Source organism: Faecalibacterium sp. OF03-6AC, assembly GCF_003478175.1.
Classification (GTDB): Bacteria; Bacillota; Clostridia; order Oscillospirales; family Ruminococcaceae; genus Faecalibacterium; species Faecalibacterium taiwanense.
The window spans coordinates 276764-294455 of the sequence record NZ_QUEN01000002.1 but is presented as its reverse complement, the minus strand read 5'-3'; the positions used below and the strand labels follow the sequence as shown (position 1 = coordinate 294455).

The 17692-nt window shown below is 53.9% G+C and carries 17 protein-coding genes and 2 pseudogenes; 6 read left to right on the top strand and 13 right to left on the bottom strand.

Annotation, left to right across the window (positions count from 1 at the left end; all coding sequences use genetic code 11):
- Nucleotides 1-64 precede the first annotated feature (64 nt).
- On the bottom strand, nucleotides 65-640 hold the full coding sequence (locus DXA66_RS03705) for a hypothetical protein (protein WP_118526853.1): 576 nt from the start codon (nucleotides 638-640) through the stop codon (nucleotides 65-67).
- Nucleotides 641-923: 283 nt separating this feature from the next.
- Between DXA66_RS03705 and DXA66_RS03700 the strand changes: the two genes are divergently transcribed.
- Complete coding sequence (locus DXA66_RS03700) at nucleotides 924-1484, top strand: biotin transporter BioY (RefSeq protein WP_118526851.1); 561 nt, start codon at nucleotides 924-926, stop codon at nucleotides 1482-1484.
- A gap of 56 nt (nucleotides 1485-1540) precedes the next feature.
- Here the strand turns inward: DXA66_RS03700 and argF are convergent, their stop codons facing one another.
- Nucleotides 1541-2539, bottom strand: a complete 999-nt coding sequence (gene argF / locus DXA66_RS03695) for an ornithine carbamoyltransferase (RefSeq protein WP_097777271.1) — start codon at nucleotides 2537-2539, stop codon at nucleotides 1541-1543.
- Between the two features lie 342 nt (nucleotides 2540-2881).
- A complete protein-coding gene (locus tag DXA66_RS03690) occupies nucleotides 2882-3361 on the bottom strand; it encodes a dCMP deaminase family protein (protein WP_005944992.1) in 480 nt (159 codons plus the stop codon).
- A 243-nt stretch (nucleotides 3362-3604) separates the two neighbouring features.
- On the opposite strand from DXA66_RS03690, the gene DXA66_RS03685 reads away from it, so the two are divergent.
- Entirely contained in the window at nucleotides 3605-5689 is a 2085-nt protein-coding gene (locus DXA66_RS03685; protein WP_118526849.1) for an elongation factor G, read from the top strand.
- Nucleotides 5690-6222: 533 nt separating this feature from the next.
- Here the strand turns inward: DXA66_RS03685 and DXA66_RS03680 are convergent.
- Entirely contained in the window at nucleotides 6223-7749 is a 1527-nt protein-coding gene (locus tag DXA66_RS03680) for an S-layer homology domain-containing protein (protein WP_118526847.1), read from the bottom strand.
- A gap of 45 nt (nucleotides 7750-7794) precedes the next feature.
- Here DXA66_RS03680 and DXA66_RS03675 point away from each other — a divergent pair, with 45 nt between their 5' ends.
- The 3 genes from DXA66_RS03675 to lysS are packed head-to-tail and all read left to right on the top strand — an operon-like array spanning nucleotide 7795 to nucleotide 10132.
- On the top strand, nucleotides 7795-8091 hold the full coding sequence (locus tag DXA66_RS03675) for a hypothetical protein (RefSeq protein ID WP_118526845.1): 297 nt from the start codon (nucleotides 7795-7797) through the stop codon (nucleotides 8089-8091).
- 18 nt (nucleotides 8092-8109) lie between these two features.
- Nucleotides 8110-8595 (top strand): transcription elongation factor GreA, encoded by a 486-nt coding sequence (gene greA / locus DXA66_RS03670; protein ID WP_005945007.1) that lies wholly within the window; start codon nucleotides 8110-8112, stop codon nucleotides 8593-8595.
- 25 nt (nucleotides 8596-8620) lie between these two features.
- Nucleotides 8621-10132, top strand: coding sequence for a lysine--tRNA ligase (gene lysS, locus DXA66_RS03665; protein ID WP_005945010.1), 1512 nt, complete (start codon nucleotides 8621-8623; stop codon nucleotides 10130-10132).
- 185 nt (nucleotides 10133-10317) lie between these two features.
- On the opposite strand, the gene DXA66_RS03660 is transcribed toward lysS, so the two are convergent.
- The gene (locus DXA66_RS03660; RefSeq protein WP_118526843.1) at nucleotides 10318-10512 is read right to left on the bottom strand and encodes a helix-turn-helix domain-containing protein; all 195 of its coding nucleotides are present in this window, start codon (nucleotides 10510-10512) and stop codon (nucleotides 10318-10320) included.
- Between the two features lie 331 nt (nucleotides 10513-10843).
- Here DXA66_RS03660 and DXA66_RS03655 point away from each other — a divergent pair.
- Nucleotides 10844-11356, top strand: a pseudogene (locus tag DXA66_RS03655) (ATP-binding cassette domain-containing protein); the annotation flags it as partial.
- Here DXA66_RS03655 and DXA66_RS03650 read toward each other — a convergent pair.
- The 8 genes and pseudogenes from DXA66_RS03650 to DXA66_RS03620 form a co-directional block, all read right to left on the bottom strand.
- Nucleotides 11353-12846 (bottom strand): annotated as a pseudogene (locus DXA66_RS03650) (recombinase family protein); the annotation flags it as partial. The pseudogenes DXA66_RS03655 and DXA66_RS03650 overlap by 4 nt on opposite strands.
- 89 nt (nucleotides 12847-12935) lie before the next feature.
- Nucleotides 12936-13112 (bottom strand): hypothetical protein, encoded by a 177-nt coding sequence (locus DXA66_RS14345; RefSeq protein WP_167541534.1) that lies wholly within the window; start codon nucleotides 13110-13112, stop codon nucleotides 12936-12938.
- A 133-nt stretch (nucleotides 13113-13245) separates the two neighbouring features.
- Nucleotides 13246-13449, bottom strand: a complete 204-nt coding sequence (locus DXA66_RS03645) for a hypothetical protein (RefSeq protein ID WP_238078031.1) — start codon at nucleotides 13447-13449, stop codon at nucleotides 13246-13248.
- Between the two features lie 507 nt (nucleotides 13450-13956).
- The gene (locus tag DXA66_RS03640; RefSeq protein ID WP_172679366.1) at nucleotides 13957-14379 is read right to left on the bottom strand and encodes an RNA polymerase sigma factor; all 423 of its coding nucleotides are present in this window, start codon (nucleotides 14377-14379) and stop codon (nucleotides 13957-13959) included.
- A gap of 466 nt (nucleotides 14380-14845) precedes the next feature.
- Complete coding sequence (locus tag DXA66_RS03635; protein ID WP_179148991.1) at nucleotides 14846-15577, bottom strand: ABC transporter permease; 732 nt, start codon at nucleotides 15575-15577, stop codon at nucleotides 14846-14848.
- Between the two features lie 13 nt (nucleotides 15578-15590).
- The gene (locus DXA66_RS03630) at nucleotides 15591-16322 is read right to left on the bottom strand and encodes an ABC transporter permease (RefSeq protein ID WP_118526839.1); all 732 of its coding nucleotides are present in this window, start codon (nucleotides 16320-16322) and stop codon (nucleotides 15591-15593) included.
- On the bottom strand, nucleotides 16315-17238 hold the full coding sequence (locus tag DXA66_RS03625) for an ABC transporter ATP-binding protein (RefSeq protein WP_118526926.1): 924 nt from the start codon (nucleotides 17236-17238) through the stop codon (nucleotides 16315-16317). The genes DXA66_RS03630 and DXA66_RS03625 overlap by 8 nt, the downstream gene beginning before the upstream one ends.
- Before the next feature lie 17 nt (nucleotides 17239-17255).
- A complete protein-coding gene (locus DXA66_RS03620; protein ID WP_118526837.1) occupies nucleotides 17256-17681 on the bottom strand; it encodes a DUF3887 domain-containing protein in 426 nt (141 codons plus the stop codon).
- Between the last annotated feature and the right edge of the window lie 11 nt (nucleotides 17682-17692).

Sequence of the window (17692 nt, the reverse complement as noted above, 5' to 3'; positions counted from 1 at the left end):
GACATTCACCCTATACACGGCTGAACGCCCCCGAAGATTGCATTGCTGGAAAAATTTATGAAAATCACCTTTTATATACTCTCTGCAGCAGGGCCACCCGCTCTGCAAGGAAGGTCTCGGCCTTCGGATGGTGCAGCCAGCGCTTGTTCGCCGCTGTGCCAGCCAGCTTTCTGCCCAGCGCTGCCGGGTCGGTATCGGCCTGCATCACATCCTGCATGGTCAGCTGCAGCGTCAGCGCCGCAGGGGTGTCCGGCAGCGGCGGCAGCGGGTCCTCCCACACAAAGGGCGGCAGCAGCTGCACCGCCACCGTGGCGCGGGTGCACTCCTCGGTGAGCAGCAGGGCTGCAGGCGTGCCGTCCGGCTGGACGTGCAGGGTGCTGTACAGCAGCTGCAGACTGCCCTCGGCCAGCAGGCGGATATCCCCCTCCCGCCCGGTAGGCGAAAGGCTCAAATATTCCCGCGCCTCGTCCAGATAGATGTGCCGGGCCGGTGCCTGCACGCGGGCATACAGCGCAGGCAGCGCAAAGCGGCCCGCTTTGTCCAGTGCGTGCTGCAAAAGCAGGTAGAACTCGGTCAGTGGGTAGGCCGGGTCCGGCTGCGGCATCCCGAAGTCCGGCCGCGAAACATGTCCTCCACCCATGGGGAACCTCCTTGATAAATAACGCTGATGCGGTATTCTAAACATAGAAGGGCGCTGACTGCAAGGGTCAGCTTTCCATCCCGTTTGTCAAAAAGATTGACCGCACAGTTTGGAAGCAGGGCGGTCAATCTTTTTTGTTATCATCTTACCATATTCTACGACGCATTACAACACGCCCTATTGTAAACCCTGCTGCAACTTCATTGTTGACCGTCTTCCCTCTGCCGCGTTATACTCGGGTACAGATGCCTTGTAAATTTTTAACAGAGGGGAATTCTATTCTATGAAAAACAAAAAACTGACCACCTATCAGATGGCTGTCACTGCGCTGATGGCCGCCGCGCTGTGCGTGCTTGGCCCGCTGAGCGTGCCCATCGGGGCCATTCCCATTTCGCTGTCAAACTTTGTCATCTGCCTGACCGTATGGCTGCTCGGCCCCAAGTTCGGCACTTTGAGCGTGGCGGTGTACCTGCTCATCGGCCTTGTGGGCGTGCCGGTGTTCTCCGACTACGGCGCGGGCATTGCCAAGCTGGCAGGCCCCACCGGCGGCTATCTGGTGGGCTACCTGCTGCTGGCCTTCATCGGCGGTCTGTTCATCGAAAAGAGCAAGGGCCAGCCGGTGATCTCCGGCATCGGCCTTGTGCTGGGCGATGCCGCCTGCTACGTGCTGGGCACCGCATGGTTCGTGTTCCAGATGCAGTGCGAGCTGGGCTATGCGCTTTCGGTGTGCGTGTACCCGTTCATTGCGCTGGACCTCGCCAAGATCGTGGTGAGCTGCATCGTGGGTGCACTGCTGCGCAAGCGTCTGGTACAGGCTGGCGTGCTGAAGCTGAAGGAAGCCTAACAGGCAAAGCAAAAGGGAGACTGCAAACGCAGCCTCCCTTTTTTGTTTGTGATCCGTTATTTTACATAGCCAAGGGTCGCAGCCATCACGGCCTTGATGGTGTGCATCCGGTTCTCGGCTTCGTCGAACACGATGCTCTGGGGGCCTTCAAACACTTCATCGGTCACTTCCATGGCATCGCGGCCAAAGCGCTCGCCCATCTCCTTGCCCACGGTGGTCTTGTGGTCGTGGAAGGCGGGCAGGCAGTGCATGAACACAGCGTGCGGGCCTGCAATGTCCATCAGCTGCTGGTTGATCTGGTAGGCGGCAAGGTCGTTGATGCGCTCAGCCCACACCTCTACCGGCTCACCCATGGACACCCACACATCGGTGTACAGCACGTCGGCACCCTTGGCGGCCTTGGCGGGGTCCTCCTCAAAGGTGAGAGTGGCACCGGTCTCGGCAGCGATCTTCTGGCACTCGGCCACGAGGGCAGCGTCCGGCTGGTACTTCTTGGGTGCACAGGCGGTGAAGTTCAGGCCCATCTTGGCGCAGCCCACCATCAGGCTGTTGCCCATGTTGTAGCGGGCATCGCCGAAGTAAACGAAGTTGATGCCCTTCAGATGGCCAAAGTGCTCCCGGATGGTGAGGAAGTCGGCCAGGATCTGGGTGGGATGGAACTCGTTGGTCAGGCCGTTCCACACCGGCACACCGGCGTAGTGGGCAAGGTCTTCCACGATCTGCTGGCCGTAGCCGCGGTACTCGATGCCGTCGAACATGCGGCCCAGCACACGGGCAGTGTCGGCAATGGACTCCTTTTTGCCGATCTGGCTGCCGGACGGGTCAAGGTAGGTCACTTCCATGCCCAGATCGTGGGCAGCGACCTCGAAGCTGCAACGGGTGCGGGTGGAGGTCTTTTCAAAGATCAGGGCGATGTTCTTGCCTGCCAGCTGGTCATTGTGGCGGATGCCGGCCTTCTTTTTTGCCTTCAGGTCTGCGGCAAGGTCCAGCAGTTCTTCGATCTCGGCAGGGGTGTAGTCCAATAGCTTCAAAAAGCTGCGGTTCTTCAAACTCATTGTATATTTCCCTCTCTATGCAAATTTCATTGTATATTTATACTTATATTATATATTATACTGGGATTCTGAAAAAATTGCAATACCCTGTCGGATATGCTATACTGGCTGTGCTGCCCTTCTGGCATCCTGTACGGGTTGCGCAGCACAGGTAGCTGCACACTTCCTGTGCAAGTGGCTTGAGAGTCACCGCAAGGGCAAGTAAGCACAAAAAGAACCCTCTCGGAGCTGCAACTCTGAGAGGGCTCTTTTTTGTGCGTGGATACAATGGAATGTTCTAACCAACTTCCTACCCTTAGTATATGCAATCCCACACAAAAGTCAAGATGCTATGAAAAAAGTTCACAGCTCCAGCTCTGCCTTCCGTCCGGTGGACTGATAGGCAGTCAGCTTCACGCCGGCCTTTTTGAACATGAACCGCGCCGCCACGCTTGAATCGCTGTCGTGGTACTTGTCGCCGTAGTACACCACCTCGGCAATGCCCGACTGGATGATGGCCTTGGTGCACTCGTTGCAGGGGAACAGCGTCACGTACACCCGCGCACCTTTCAGGTTATTGTGGGCGCTGTTGAGGATGGCGTTCAGCTCGGCGTGGCACACGTACATATACTTGGTGTCCAGCGGTGCGCCCTCCCGCTCCCAGGGCATCTCGTCGTCGCTGCAGCCAATGGGCATACCGTTGTAGCCCAAGGACAGAATTTTGTTTTCCGAGCTGACGATGCACGCGCCCACCTGACTGTTGGGGTCCTTGGAGCGCATGGCCGTGAGCAGCGCAATGCCCATGAAATATTCATCCCAGTTGATGTAATCGGTACGTTTCATTTTGGTATGCTCCTTGTGCCTGTATTCTGCCTTTTATTATAGCGTATCGCTGTGGGTTTTACAATAAACTTTGGCACTGCCGTGCAACTTGCACAAAACCTTGCCCCGAAGTTTGGCGCTTGATTCGTCAGAATTTTCAAACGAAATATTTAAAAATCATTTTGAGTGTGGTATTATCTTTGTAAAATATGCCACAAAAGCGGAGAGAATGCTCCGTGCGGCGGAAATGAGGGAAAAACCGATATGAAATACGCAAGCAACAACATCCGCAATATCCTGATTGCCGGTCATGCCGGCAGCGGCAAGACCACGCTCACCGAGGCGCTGGTCTATTTTTCGGGCGCTGCCGAGCGTATGGGCCGTGTTGAGGACGGCACTACTGTTTCGGACTTTGACCCCGAGGAAGCAAAGCGCAAGGCCAGCCTGTCGGCATCTGTAGTGCCGGTGGAGTACGAGGGCATCAAGTACAACCTGATCGATGCGCCGGGCCTGTTCGACTTCGAGGCCGGTGAGTACGAGGGTATCCGTGCCGCCGAGAGCGTACTGGTGGTGGTGTCCGGCCGCAGCGGCGTGACTGTGGGTGCGGAAAAGGCGTTCCAGCTGGCCCGCAAGAATGGCAAGGCTACCATGGTGTTCGTCTCCAAGTGCGATCTGGAGAATGCCAACTACTTCAAGATCCTTGAGGATATGAAGATCAAGTTCGGCTCCACCATCTGCCCCTGTGTGGTGCCCGCCAAGCTGGACGACGGCACCCCCGTGTACATCAACCTGTTCAGCCAGAAGGCTTTCAAGTACGAGGGCGGCAAGCAGATCCAGGTGGACCTGCCGGACATCGGCCACCGTTTTCAGGGCCTGATCGAGGCCATGAGCGAAGCCATTGCCGAGACCGACGATGAGCTGATGGAAAAGTTCTTCGGCGGCGAAGCCTTCACCACCGAGGAGATCGTGGAAGGCATGCGCAAGGGCGTCAAGGACGGCCTGATCACCCCCGTGTTCTGCGGCAGCGCCGTGAACCAGCAGGCACTGGATATGCTGCTGTTCAACATGCACAAGCTCCTGCCCAGCCCGGAGCATGACGCTGCTGTGCTGGCCGAGGATGCCGCCGGTGAGCCGGTGGAGCTGCACTGCACCGAAGCAGAGCCTACCGCCGCCTACGTGTTCAAGACCGTGGCCGACCCGTTCGTGGGCAAGCTGAGCTACCTGCGCGTGGTCAGCGGCAAGGTGACTGCAGGCGAACCCCTCACCAACGCCCGCACCGGCGATGTGGAGAAGATCTCCAAGCCCCTCACCGTCATTGGCAAAAAGCAGGTGGACTCCGACGGCATCATTGCCGGTGACATCGGCGCAGTGGCAAAGCTGGTGAGCGCCAAGACCGGCGACACCCTGTGCGACGCTGAGCGCGTGGTCAAGCTGCCCGCCCCCGTGTTCCCCAAGCCCAGCCTGTTCATGGCCGTCACTGTGGCCAAGAAGGGCGACGAGGGCAAGATCAGCAGCGCGCTGGCCCGCCTGATGGAAGAAGACCCCACCCTGAGCTACGAGAACAATGCCGAGACCCATCAGCAGGTGATCGGCGGTCTGGGCGAGCAGCATCTGGACGTGGTGAAGGCCAAACTCAAGAACAAGTTCGGCGTGGAGATCGGGCTGGAAGCACCCCGCATCGCCTACCGCGAGTCCATCCGCAAGGCCTGCCAGAAGCAGGGCCGTCATAAGAAGCAGACCGGCGGCCACGGCCAGTTCGGCGATGTCATCATCAACTTTGAGCCCTGCGACAGCGAACAGGTGGTGTTCGAGGAGAAGGTGTTCGGCGGCAGCGTGCCCAAGAACTTCTTCCCGGCTGTTGAAAAGGGCGTGCGCCTTGCCGCCGAAAAGGGCGTGCTTGCAGGCTACCCCGTGGTGGGCCTGAAAGCCACCCTGCTGGACGGCAGCTACCACCCGGTGGACAGCTCCGAGATGGCCTTTATTATGGCCGCAAAGCTGGCTTACAAGGCCGCTATGCCGGAGGCCGGCCCGGTCATTCTGGAACCCATCCACACCCTGAAGGCTCATGTGCCGAACGACAACACCGGCGATATCATGGGCGATGTGACCAAGCGCCGCGGCCGCGTGCTGGGCATGGAGCCGGACGAGGACGGCCTGCAGACCATCATCGCTGAAGTGCCGCTGGCAGAGCTTGCAAACTTTACCACCTTCATCCGGCAGACCACGCAGGGCCGCGGCTGGTTCACCACCGAGTTTGCCCGCTACGAGGTTCTGCCCGAGATGCTGGTGCCTGCCGTTGTGGAGCAGGCCAAGAAGCTGGGCAATCTGGACGAGAGCGCAGACGATTAAACGGCAAACGTCAACTTCCCCAGTCTGCTGCGCAGACAGCCCCCTCACCGAGGGAGCTGTCAGAGCCGTCAGGTTCTGACTGAAGGAGTTCCCACCGAAATACGACATCACCCCGACCCCCGTTGACACTTTTCCCTCTGTCAGCGGGGGTTTTTGCGGGCAAAAAGCCCCCTCGGAGTAGGAGCTCCGGGAGGGCTTTTTTGTTGTATTGCGTCGAAACTTATGTTATACCGGGCCTGCGGCCCTTCTCCGATCCCCCTGTCGCGGAAAGGAGGTGAACCTTGTGGAAAATTTCATCACCTTTTTCCAGACTGTTGCAGCAGAGGTCGTTGCATACTATCTCTGTAAGTGGCTTGACAGCCTGATGTGCAAGGGCAGTAAGCACTAAACACGAAGCCCCCCGGTATTCCGACTACCGGGGGGCTTTGCTTTGTTCATTGCATGAACCCTATGGATAAGTTCTCATCACCTTATCTATCTCTACTATATGCACTTTGGCGCAAAAGTCAAGGATGTACGAGAAAATTTACAATTTACTTTGCCTTGGGGAATGCCTTATTCCAAGTCTCGATCACGTTGAACTTCGGTGTCCAGCCTTCGGGCTTGAAGGTGTCTGCGCTCTTGGCTTCCATAATGCCCTGCTCCACGCACCACTGTGCAGCCTTTGCCATGTCAGCGTCGGCCACATCCGCAAACGCGGGCTGTGCGGCGGGTTCGGGCCTGCCTGCATTGTTCCACACCAGCAATGCCAGCTGGCCGCGGTTTGCGGGGATGGCTGCACCCTCGGGCAGCAGTTCATTCAGGATCACCCGGGTCACCACCTCGTAGCCGCCCCACACGGCTGCGCTGCCAAGGACCACGGCGGCAATGGCACCGCCTGCGTCACCGGAAGCATTGCCCGCGTCGCCGCCGGGCTGGGGCTCCAGCGTACCGTGAATGACAACGTAGCCCTCGCTGTCTTTCTCTGCATCGGTATCAAGCGGGTCTGGCTGATAGCGCAGGTAGCCGTCGGTGGTCAGGCCGCTAAGGTCGAACCGGCTCAGCGGTCCTTCGTCCAGATAGCCATCAAAGGTCACCTTTGCGTCGCCGGACAGCACGATGGGGCCCGACACATTGAAGCCCTTGGTGGTCACTTTGCCGCCGGAAATGTTCAGGCCCTTTGTGCCGCACAAAGTATGCGCTTTCACTTCGCCGCCGCTGATGCGGATGCTGCCGCTCTCGGCGTAGAGCTCGCCGCCCTCCGCCTGCACACTGCCGCCGGAAATAACGATGTCGCCATCGCGGCTGTAAAGGGCGCGGTGCTGGACGGTATCGGCGCCGGAGACGGTGCTGGCAGTCTTTGTTACCACACTGCCGCCGTGGATGAAAATGCCTTTGCGAGCAGAAAGTGCATCGTTGTGGTAATCTTCCGAAGTGGGTGGCGCGATCGAGACATGGATGCGGCCGCCGTTCAGGGTGATGGTGTCCGCCGTGACACCGCTTTGCAGGGCCTTCGTGGACGTTTCGGTTTCGGCGATGTCCACGATGCCGCTGTTCAGGGTAAAGCTGCCACCCACCCGGATGCCGATGCCGCTGCGGATGTTCAGCGTGCCGGTGCCGCCAAGGGTAAGGCTGCCGTCATCCGAGCAGATGCCGTAATTACCCGGGATGGTGAGAATGTTTGTGCCGCGCAGGTCCACCGACGCGTCACCGTAGGTGCGGATACAGGCACCGCTGCCGGAAATATCCTCCAACATGATGTCCAACTCGTTCAGCGCCACGCTCACCGGCGCACTGTGCCCGTTCAGGCTGGTGTAGATGGCACCGCTGCCGGAGAGGACGGTCTCGTCGGTCTCCGTGTACTCGGACGAAGAGCCGTCATTGCTTGCATCTACGCCAAACAGCTCCACGGTGCGCCCGCTTGTGGTGCCCGTCACGCAGACGGAATCGACCTTGCTGAAGCCATGACTGCCATTGCTGATGTTCCACGTTTCGGCCAGTGCGGGCATGCAAAGGCTCAGGGCCATGGCCCCTGCCACCGCCGCTGCGGCCAGCTGTCTTGCAAGCTTGCGTAGTTTCATGCAGATTGCCTCCTTTTTTCCCTCGTATTTTTACGGGGGGGGGGTATGTATTACAGTACTTTGATTATCTCACACTTTACCGGATTTTGGAAGCAAACCTGCGTGAATCGCCCTGAAAAGCGCGTGAATCGTCAAAAGTATCACTTCTCGGGCGGGTCAGCCTTTGCCGCGCCAGCGGCACATCATTGCGCAGGCACATCATCTGCGCGCCGACGGCGCGCATTACGGCAGGATTTCCTCCCCAGCACCGCCTTTTTTGTTGACAAAGCAGCCGCCTGCTATTATAATAATGTAGTCAAAATGGCATTATTGTGCGGCTTTGCGGCTGTGCAAAACAAATAGACAAGGAGAGATTCTCAAATGGCACAAGAGATCAAGATGTCCGCTGCCGGTCTGAAGGCAATGCAGGAGGAACTGGAATACCTCAAAACGGTGCGCCGCAAGGAGCTGGCCGAAGAGATCAAGGAAGCACGCAGCCACGGCGACCTTTCCGAGAACAGCGAGTACGACGAGGCCAAGAATACGCAGGGTCTGGTGGAGAACCGCATCACCGAACTGGAGCAGATGATCAAGAACGCCGTCATCATTGATGAGAGCGAGCTGAGCGTGGACAATGTCTCTGTGGGCACCCACGTCACCATCCTCATGACCGGCGAGGACGAGAACGAGGAGTACGACATTGTGGGCCGCACCGAAGCCGACCCCCTGAACGGCAAGATCAGCGACGAAAGCCCCGTGGGCCACGCTCTGCTGGGCAAGGCTGTGGGCGACAAGGCCGAAGTGCTTCTGCCCACCGGCCACACCGTGGAGTACACCGTGCTGAACATTACCCACGCTGCAGGCTGAGCAGGCCAAACGAATAGGAGAAACCATGGAAGAACAAAAGAAGAACCCGGCGCAGGGCCTGTCCGAGAGCGAGCAGGTGCAGGTGCGCCGCCAGAAGCTGGCCGACCTGCAGGCTGCAGGCCACGACCCTTTCACCCTGACCAAGTACCCGCAGGATGCCTACTCTGCCGACCTGAAGGCCGAGTTTGCCGACCTGCCCAACGAGACCGACAGCGGCAAAACCGTGGCGCTGGCAGGCCGCATGATGTCCAAGCGCGTGATGGGCAAGGCAAGCTTTGCCCACCTGCGGGACGATAAGGGCGACATTCAGCTGTACGTCCGCCGCGATGAGCTGGGCGAAGAGCCTTACGCCGCCTTCAAGAAGCTGGACGTGGGCGATATCATCGGCGTGAAGGGCGAGGTGTTCCGCACCAAGACCGGCGAACTGAGCGTGCGCGCCACCGAGCTGACCTTGCTGGCCAAGAGCCTGCGTCCCCTGCCCGAGAAGTTCCACGGCCTGACCGACACCGAGATGCGTTACCGTCAGCGCTATGTGGACCTGATTGCAAACCCCGAGGTGAAGGACACCTTCGTGAAGCGCAGCCAGATCCTGAAGGAGATCCGCGCCTATCTGGACGAAAAGGGCTTCCTGGAGGTGGACACCCCCATCCTGACCCCCTTCGAGATCGGCGCATCCGCACGCCCCTTCTACACCCATCACAACAGCCTGAACATGGACATGGTGCTGCGCATTGAGACCGAGCTGTACCTCAAGCGTCTGATCGTGGGCGGCATGGACCGCGTGTACGAGGTGGGCCGCATCTTCCGCAACGAGGGCATGGACCCCAAGCACAACCCGGAGTTCACCAGCATCGAGCTGTATCAGGCCTTCACCGACTTCCACGGCATGATGGATCTGGTGGAGGAGCTGTACAAGCGCCTTGCCCAGAAGATCTGCGGCAGCATGGTCATCCCCTATCAGGGCAAGCAGATCGACATGGGCCACTGGGAGCGCCTGACCATGGTGGAAGCCGTGAAGAAGTATTCCGGCGTAGACTTCAACGACTGGAAGTCCGACGAGGATGCCATCGCCGCCGCCAAGGAGCACCACGTGGAGCTGCCCGAGGTGCCCACCAAGGGTTCCATTCTGGCCGAGTTCTTCGATGCCTTCGTGGAGGACAAGCTGATCCAGCCCACCTTCATCTACGATTACCCCGTGGAGATCAGCCCGCTGGCAAAGCGCAAGCCGGACGATCCCGCCTTCACCGAGCGCTTTGAGTATTTCATCGACTGCACCGAATACGGCAACGCCTTCAGCGAGCTGAACGACCCCATCGACCAGAAGGGCCGCTTCGAGCGTCAGGTAGCCGAGCGCAAGGCCATCGAGCCCGACTGCAAGGCACAGGTGGACTACGACTACGTGAACGCACTGGAGTATGGCCTGCCCCCCACGGGCGGTCTGGGCTTCGGCGTGGACCGTCTGGTGATGCTGCTCACCGACAGCGCCTCCATCCGCGATGTGCTGCTGTTCCCCACGATGAAGCCGATTGAGCAGTAAAACGTAAAAAATGGCTTTGTTTCGTTTGAAATTGTGGTGTTCGATACTGGAACAACGTGGATTTACCACCAACTTACCACCAAATTTGATAATTTGCATCAGTAAAACGGAAAGCAGCCTACAATAAACACAAGCACCCCTGCCAATGAAATGTGCGATGACACATAGATTGGCAGGGGTGCTTTTCATGCTTGGAAGATATTAAGAGCATCCTCGTCAATGACTTTTTTCACTTTGCCGCCCGGCTGCCTGATCTCCACCGTGGAAAGCTCGTCGATGTAGTCCGCATAGTGGGCCAGCACCTTTTCTGTGGCCCACTTCTCACCGGCAACGGCGGCTTTGATTGTTTCATAGTCCAGCAGCTTTTCTTGTCCGTCCATCCTGATACCCCCGTCAGATTGATTTTTTCCATGATACCATATCTGGGAGTATGGAGCCAGAGAAACCGGCGATTTTCTGCTGGTAAATTCTACGCATTTAGAGCGGCACTATGGCGGGGATAGGATAAAACACTCACATACCCCGCCGACTATGCGGGAAAAACCTTGAAATATAGGGCTTTTTAAGGCCCTAAATGCGTAGGTTGGTGCTTTGTTGCGATATGCTCCACGGTTACGGTGTATTGTTCATATTCTGTTTTCGGGAATCTTTATGAAATCTTCAAAATTGCCCGGTATGCTATCCGTAAAATCAAAGAAAGGACTTGATTATATGGATATGATTTTGAAAACGACTGACCTCTGCAAAAATTTCAAGGGGCAAATGGCGGTAAACAATGTGTCACTGAACATCCGGCGCAACTCGGTTTATGGTCTGCTGGGGCCGAATGGGGCTGGCAAATCCACGATCTTAAAAATGGTCACCGGCATTTTGCGCCCCACATCGGGAAGCATCGAGTTTGACGGCCACCCGTGGAAGCGGAATGATCTGGAGCATATCGGTGCTTTGATTGAGATGCCCCCGCTTTACGAAAATCTGACTGCATACGAAAATCTCAAAGTCAGAACTACATTGCTCGGCCTGGACGATGCACGAATTAACGAGGTATTGCAAATTGTCCATCTCACGAATACCGGCAAGAAACGGGCCGGGCAGTTTTCTCTTGGTATGAAGCAGCGGCTTGGTATTGCTATTGCATTGCTGAACAGTCCCCAGCTTTTGATTCTGGATGAACCGACTAACGGCCTTGACCCTTTAGGGATTGAGGAACTTCGTGAACTGATCTGAACACGGTCGCTGGTGGCCTTGATCGTAGAGATCAAACCATCGGCGGCTTTTCTTTTGTCGTCAAAATCTATGCTGTCCCAGTTGTCGAGATAATAGGATAACTTCTTTATCTGCTGGGGAGATATGGTTTCAACGCTCAATTCAGCGATTGCCTTTGAAATGGTCTGGCGTCGGGTGTCCAGTTCTTCAATTTTTTTGTTAGCGTAGGCAAGCAAGGTCGCATTGGCTCCGGTTAGCATATCCAGCAGCTTTTCAATTTCTGCCTCCACCTGTGCCAGCTCCACTTGATAGGCGGTCAGTTTCGGATTGACTTTTTCCTCTCTGCCGTGGAGTATCTGAAAGTCTTTGAACTTTTCCTGCATGGCCGAGAAAATGAATTGCTCAAATGCTTCTTTGCGGATTTTCCCGCAGCCCGGACAGCCTTTGTTTTCCGTCCGTTTGGTACAGCGGAAATATCCGGTGCTGTTTGGTACATGGGTGGCTTTCAGAGCATACCCACAATGCCCGCATTTGATTTTTCCGGCCAGCCAAGTGTTCTTCGGTTTCCGTCCCTGCTGGAAGGTGGTATTTGCCATAAGTTTTTTCCGGCATTTCAGCCATGTGTCAGAGGAAATGAGTGCTTCATGGGGAGCGATAACAAGTATCTGGTCTTTTAAGCACCTGTCCTTGTCCTCCTTCACATCCCGCCCCTGATAGAGATAGCAGCCGTTTGTTCCGGCAAAGTCAGAAGCGTCATTGACAATCGCTGCACCCTGACTCTTGAAAAATTCGTACAGCTCCAAATCGGCCTGTGCGTAAACGGGGTTTCTTAAAAGCTGGGAAAGAAATGTACGGAACATGGATTTTCCATAAATTTTTATGTCATGTTCCTCGAAGTATCGGGTAATATCTCCGAAGGAGGTTTCCGGTTCAGCGTACATTTCAAACATCAGCCGAACATGGTCGGCGGCTACGGGGTCGGCAACCATTTTCTTTGTGCGGATACCCTCTACCACAGTAGGCTCTAACTGATAACCGTATGGCGCCTGCCCGCTCATGTGGAAGCCTTTCAGGCACCGTGAATAGTAGGCGTCTGTGACACGCTTCTGAATTGTCTCACGTTCAAGCTGGGCGAATACAATGCAGATATTCAGCATGGCCCGGCCCATCGGGGTCGAAGTATCAAACTTTTCCGTGGAGGATACAAACTCCACATCGTACTCTTGAAACAGCTCCATCATCGTTGCAAAGTCCAGAATAGAGCGGCTTATACGGCCCAGCTTGTACACGATGACCCGCCGGACCTTTCCTTTGCGGATCTCGCCCAGCAGCTTTTGAAACTCCGGTCTGTCCGTATTCTTACCGGAATAGCCTTTGTCCTTAAATACCCGGCAGCTCCCGCCTTTCAATTCATACTTGCAAAAGTCGATCTGACTTTCAATGCTGATACTGTCCTTGCGGTCTACTGACTGTCTTGCGTAAATACAATCTTCTCTGATAAATTCCATATTGGGCTCCTTTCCTTGCTGGAATGGAGCTACCAACCTTACAACTATATTATACCATCAGCAGCCCCGGACAACAATGTTGCGAATGATTAGGGAAACCTGTCCCCATATTTGCTGAACACCTCAAAAAGGCAGCGCTCAATTTCTTTTTTGCGCTGTTCTTTCTCCTTCGGTGGAAGCACCGGCGTGAGGCTTTCCAGCACAATGATCTTCCCTTGAAATGCGACAGACTTTGTTTCTCGTTCATAAGTGACAGCTTGCGTCATTGAAAACCTCCTTTGCGAAAGTGCGTGTATATGCCAGCCTTTCCCGCTTGTCCTGTGGGGAAATGTCAAAAGACGGCACCCAGCAGGTGCCGCCCTTTGAGCTTTCTCCACTTCGGGTCAATGTGGCCCGAGGTCAGCAAGGACTGGAAAGGTACTTTTCTTTGGCGTCCTCCACGCTGTTGAGGTCAAATATTTCATAAAGTTGCCCCACAACTCGCCGTATATCCTTCTTTGAAAATCCGCAGTTCTCCATTGCCATAATGACATAACCACGGCAGGCGTCATTGCTCCATTCGTCCGGTTCCAAGCCGGGGATCATTCCAAACGCATTTCCCATAAAGTGCTCCTCTTTTGAAAAGATGGGGAGCCACGCCGGATCGGTTGGCCTATCATCAGACAGCATTGCCGGGGGCTCCCCATAGGTTTTCATTTCATTTCAGACACACCGGACGGACATAGGCTTCATGCCCCATAGTATTTCAACTCTCCCCATTCTGATGGCAAGGCGTTCTCATTGCCTGCGACGGCTCACGGCTTGCAAGACCGCTTCAACGCTCGGACTGTGACTAAACGCAAGTATCCGGGTTCTGCGCCTGTTCCGGTGGAGCCAGCCTTGCCCCACCTATGGCATGGACCTGTTCGCTCGCTCAGTTTTACAAAGACTGTATTCTCTGAAATCTGAGGTCATGGCGGGTCTGTCACACAGCGCGTTCCCCTTCGTATCCGGGTGTCTTTTTATTCAATTTTCAATCTGCATGAGGCTTGTCTGAACCTCGGGCCATTGTGACCCGAAGTGTTTTGCCTCTCATAAACCATTTCATTTTCCGGCCTAAATCGGTACGCCTTACAAAGAATTTTTCAAAATTTTTTCTAAGCGACGCAGACCTCGCTCGATTGCGACACGAACTACTTTTTCATGGACGCCCTCTGCCCGGGCAATGTCCTGTTTGGTCATGCCGAGAATGAAATGGGCGTAAATCCGTTTTGCCTGTTTGTCTGGCAGACTGGTAATCGCTGCGTGAAGTTCCTGCATGGTCACTTTCCGCTCATACAGTTCATGGGGAGATAAAGCGACAAAGACAGCCTCATGCTCCAGCCCGTCATCCCGATCAAGGGAATAGTAGGCTTTGTGGCGGTATGTACGCAGCCGATAAGCAGCCTCTTTACGATCAAACTCTTTGAACATTTCTGCAACTTCTTCCGATACTTCCATGAAGCAATCCGATGTATAGAATGGGTAATAGTCCCGCAAATTGATAATAGCCATATTGACCTCCGTTTCGGTTGTTGGTTGACGAGTGACCGAAACGAAGGCGGCGGGGAGCGGCACCGGGGAATGACTTCGGGCCAACATGACCCGAAGCAGCCCCATAAGAACACAAAAGCGCCCGGGCGGCATGAAGCCACACGGACGCATGAAATGACATAATAGTTAAGGTTCCAACAAATTTCGCATACATAGCCGGAATAACCCGGAGGGGGAGCTACGCTTTTTTTAGCTGGTGCAGATCATGGGTACTGTGAAAAAAGACAAAAATAGACACGGCGGCAATCCTCCTATATGCCGCCGTGGATTTACACGGTGTTAGGTCGTCGTTGGTTTAGGATAGACGAAAAGAAACGGCGGCTCTGAAAATCAAAGCCGCCGCTTCATAGGCGCGTGAAAATGTGTCTGCTTTACGACGGCTTTTTTTCTTTTGCCGTCGTCCGGCAGATCATTAGATATATTGCATTTATTTAGTCTTGCGGTTCAATCCTTTCAAAATTAACAATGACAAAATCACACAAACCATCAGAATTACAACACCGATTAAAACCTGAAACATATTTGCATTATAATAACCAGAGATATTGAAAACGGCTGTCATGGGATATACCGTCTTTAACTGCTGGGACATACTCGCAAATAATCCAGCAAACGAATAAATTTCTGCAAATACCAGAGCCAGCCAATACCCCTTTTTCATCCGCGCTACCAGAGCGATAATAGGCGAAATTGCAAAGAATACGCCTACCCCATCCAGAAAATATATTTTCAGATTTTCTAACACAAGGCCAACGGAAAGTGCTTCTAAATGCAAAACTGCCTCGACAAGAAAGGTAATTGCAAAAAGTAAAAGGTAAATCAGAACGCTGAACACAAAGGCAAGTATCATTTTGGCAAGTGTCAGTTTCACTTCATCTACGGGAATGAGCCGCAGAGATTTTAAGGTATCCTCCTGTTCCTCCCGGCAAATCATATAACTTCCCAATAGGGCAATTACAGCAGGCAGAACATAAAAGGTAGCAAGGGATTGGGCCGCTGTCATAAACCATCCAGCCCCGTCAATATATCGGCGGTCATAGAATGTAAACTGTCCCTGTGCAAAGACGATCAACCCTACCATGACTGTTGCAAACCCAGCAATCCAGAGTATTTTGGAACGGTGGAGTTTCTGGCTCTCCGCCCAAAGCAAATCTTTCATCATTTTTTGCACCTCACTTTCTCCGAACCAAAGCCACATTCGCCAATACAGCCGAAGCAGCAGCCCATACACCAATACACAGAAATGCGGCTGGAATATTTAATGGCTGATCGAATACAACACCCGGAATATCATACATAACAATAGCGGTCATACTGGACAGCGGATGTAGGTACATATTCACCATCAAGAGGATAAAGCCGAGGAATGTATAAATCAGCGTCAGGCAAACAGGGAGAATATAGCCCTTTTGCGCTGCGGCAACCGCCAGTAGTGGTAACACCGCAAAGGCGGTCAACAGAGAAATTTCCATACACTTCCGCAAAAGATAAAGGACACTTTCACTGTCAAAGGGAATATAACCGGATAGTATGCCGGTCAGAATGGACGCCGTTGCGGTAACTAGCATAAAGCAAATGGAATACACCAGCACCACAGCAAACTTGCTGAAAAAGTATGCCATTTTATTGACCGGTACAATCCAAAGCTGTTTGAGCATATCATACTGGTTTTCGTTATACATCAGCATGGTACACAACATTCCCAGCACTACCGGTAGGATGATCCACGGGGTATAGCTGAACGCTGTCCATTTGTAAAACATAATGGGGTCCACACCGGTTCCTTTGACACTTGAAAAGTAAAATACGGCAGCCAGTGGCATAAAGAGCGCCGCCAGCAGCATGAGCCAGATAAACTTTCTCCGGCGCAGTTTTAGAAATTCAACTTGTATCAGTTTAAGCAATTCCCTCTCCCCCTGTGATCTGTTTGAAATAATCCTCAAGGGTATCATTGCAGATTTGGGAGCTGATAACAGCTACATCCTGCACCACAAGGGCCTTGTTGATTGCCGCCATATCCAGTGCGGTGTCATAAAGCCGCAGGTTGTGTTCGTCCTGCACCGCATAATCGGTCACATGGAATTGCCTTTCCAAAATTAAAGAGGCTTTTGGAATATCCGACACTTGAAGCTGGATGTATTTCCGATTTTTCTTTTCTAATTCTTCCATGCTGCTTTCTTCCAGCAGAACCCCGTGGTCGATAATGCCTATGTCATCTGCCAACAGTGAAATTTCGGAAAGTATATGGCTGGAAATTAGGATGGTTTTGCCACGCTCCACACTTAAATTCTTAATAAAGTTCCTCACTTCGGCTATACCGATAGGGTCAAGTCCATTGGTCGGCTCGTCCAAAATCAAAAGCTCCGGGTCATGCAGAATAGCGTTGGCAATACCGAGGCGCTGCTTCATGCCGAGGGAATACTTACTGAACAGCTTTTTGTCCTTGTAGGGCAATCCCACAACTTCCAGCGCGTTCTTGACGGCATTGGGCTGGGGTGTCCCTCGTAACTTCGCAAAAATTTCAAGGTTTTCTGTGCCGGTCAGATTCGGATAAAAACCGGGAGTTTCGATGATGGCTCCAATACGGGGATAAATGCGTTTCTCATGGCCTTTGATGTTCTGTCCGAACACATCTACTTCGCCGGAAGTGATTGGTGTAAGGCCCAAAATCATTTTCATAATTGTGGTTTTACCGGCTCCGTTGCGTCCTAAAAGTCCATAAATCCGGCCCGGTTTTACATGAAGATTCACAGAATTAACGGCAGTTTGTTCCCCGTAAATCTTTGTCAGCTTTTTGGTTTCAATCACAAGATCACTCATAAAAATGCCTCGCTTTCTCATTTTGTTTCGTTCTTCCAGATAACATAGTTGTAAAGGCTGCCATCCGGGAAATAGTTGATGAATACTTTGAAATTGCCTTTGCCACAAGGAATGACAAATTCAACACGGATTTGGTCAGAGTGTTCCGGCACATAGCAGGACACATCCGGGGAAGTGTTCTCCGGCAGCCCGCCCAGCTTATCGACTTCTTCTTCCCATGTTTCCTGTATCGTCTCCGCAGAAATATTGTCCTGTACGCCCTGCGGCAACGCATTGAAGAAAGTTTCAAAATCTCCATCCATCATTTGGTTAAAGTATTCGGTTGCTTCTTCCGTAATGGCCTGTTGGTCGGGAGCCTCGCCGGAAGATGGAGCGGCCTGCTGGCAGGCACAAAGAGAAAAAACAAGCAGAATACCGAGTAATAAACAACTCAATCGTTTCATAGGTCTTTCCT

Bases quoted from the DNA above. Each gene is read 5' to 3' on its own strand.
- DXA66_RS03705 (WP_118526853.1), bottom strand. From the start codon at position 640: ATGGGTGGAGGACATGTTTCGCGGCCGGACTTCGGGATGCCGCAGCCG.
- DXA66_RS03700 (WP_118526851.1), top strand. From the start codon at position 924: ATGAAAAACAAAAAACTGACCACCTATCAGATGGCTGTCACTGCGCTG.
- argF (WP_097777271.1), bottom strand. From the start codon at position 2,539: ATGAGTTTGAAGAACCGCAGCTTTTTGAAGCTATTGGACTACACCCCT.
- DXA66_RS03690 (WP_005944992.1), bottom strand. From the start codon at position 3,361: ATGAAACGTACCGATTACATCAACTGGGATGAATATTTCATGGGCATT.
- DXA66_RS03685 (WP_118526849.1), top strand. From the start codon at position 3,605: ATGAAATACGCAAGCAACAACATCCGCAATATCCTGATTGCCGGTCAT.
- DXA66_RS03680 (WP_118526847.1), bottom strand. From the start codon at position 7,749: ATGAAACTACGCAAGCTTGCAAGACAGCTGGCCGCAGCGGCGGTGGCA.
- DXA66_RS03675 (WP_118526845.1), top strand. From the start codon at position 7,795: ATGTATTACAGTACTTTGATTATCTCACACTTTACCGGATTTTGGAAG.
- greA (WP_005945007.1), top strand. From the start codon at position 8,110: ATGGCACAAGAGATCAAGATGTCCGCTGCCGGTCTGAAGGCAATGCAG.
- lysS (WP_005945010.1), top strand. From the start codon at position 8,621: ATGGAAGAACAAAAGAAGAACCCGGCGCAGGGCCTGTCCGAGAGCGAG.
- DXA66_RS03660 (WP_118526843.1), bottom strand. From the start codon at position 10,512: ATGGACGGACAAGAAAAGCTGCTGGACTATGAAACAATCAAAGCCGCC.
- DXA66_RS14345 (WP_167541534.1), bottom strand. From the start codon at position 13,112: ATGACGCAAGCTGTCACTTATGAACGAGAAACAAAGTCTGTCGCATTT.
- DXA66_RS03645 (WP_238078031.1), bottom strand. From the start codon at position 13,449: ATGGGAAATGCGTTTGGAATGATCCCCGGCTTGGAACCGGACGAATGG.
- DXA66_RS03640 (WP_172679366.1), bottom strand. From the start codon at position 14,379: ATGGCTATTATCAATTTGCGGGACTATTACCCATTCTATACATCGGAT.
- DXA66_RS03635 (WP_179148991.1), bottom strand. From the start codon at position 15,577: ATGAAAGATTTGCTTTGGGCGGAGAGCCAGAAACTCCACCGTTCCAAA.
- DXA66_RS03625 (WP_118526926.1), bottom strand. From the start codon at position 17,238: ATGAGTGATCTTGTGATTGAAACCAAAAAGCTGACAAAGATTTACGGG.
- DXA66_RS03620 (WP_118526837.1), bottom strand. From the start codon at position 17,681: ATGAAACGATTGAGTTGTTTATTACTCGGTATTCTGCTTGTTTTTTCT.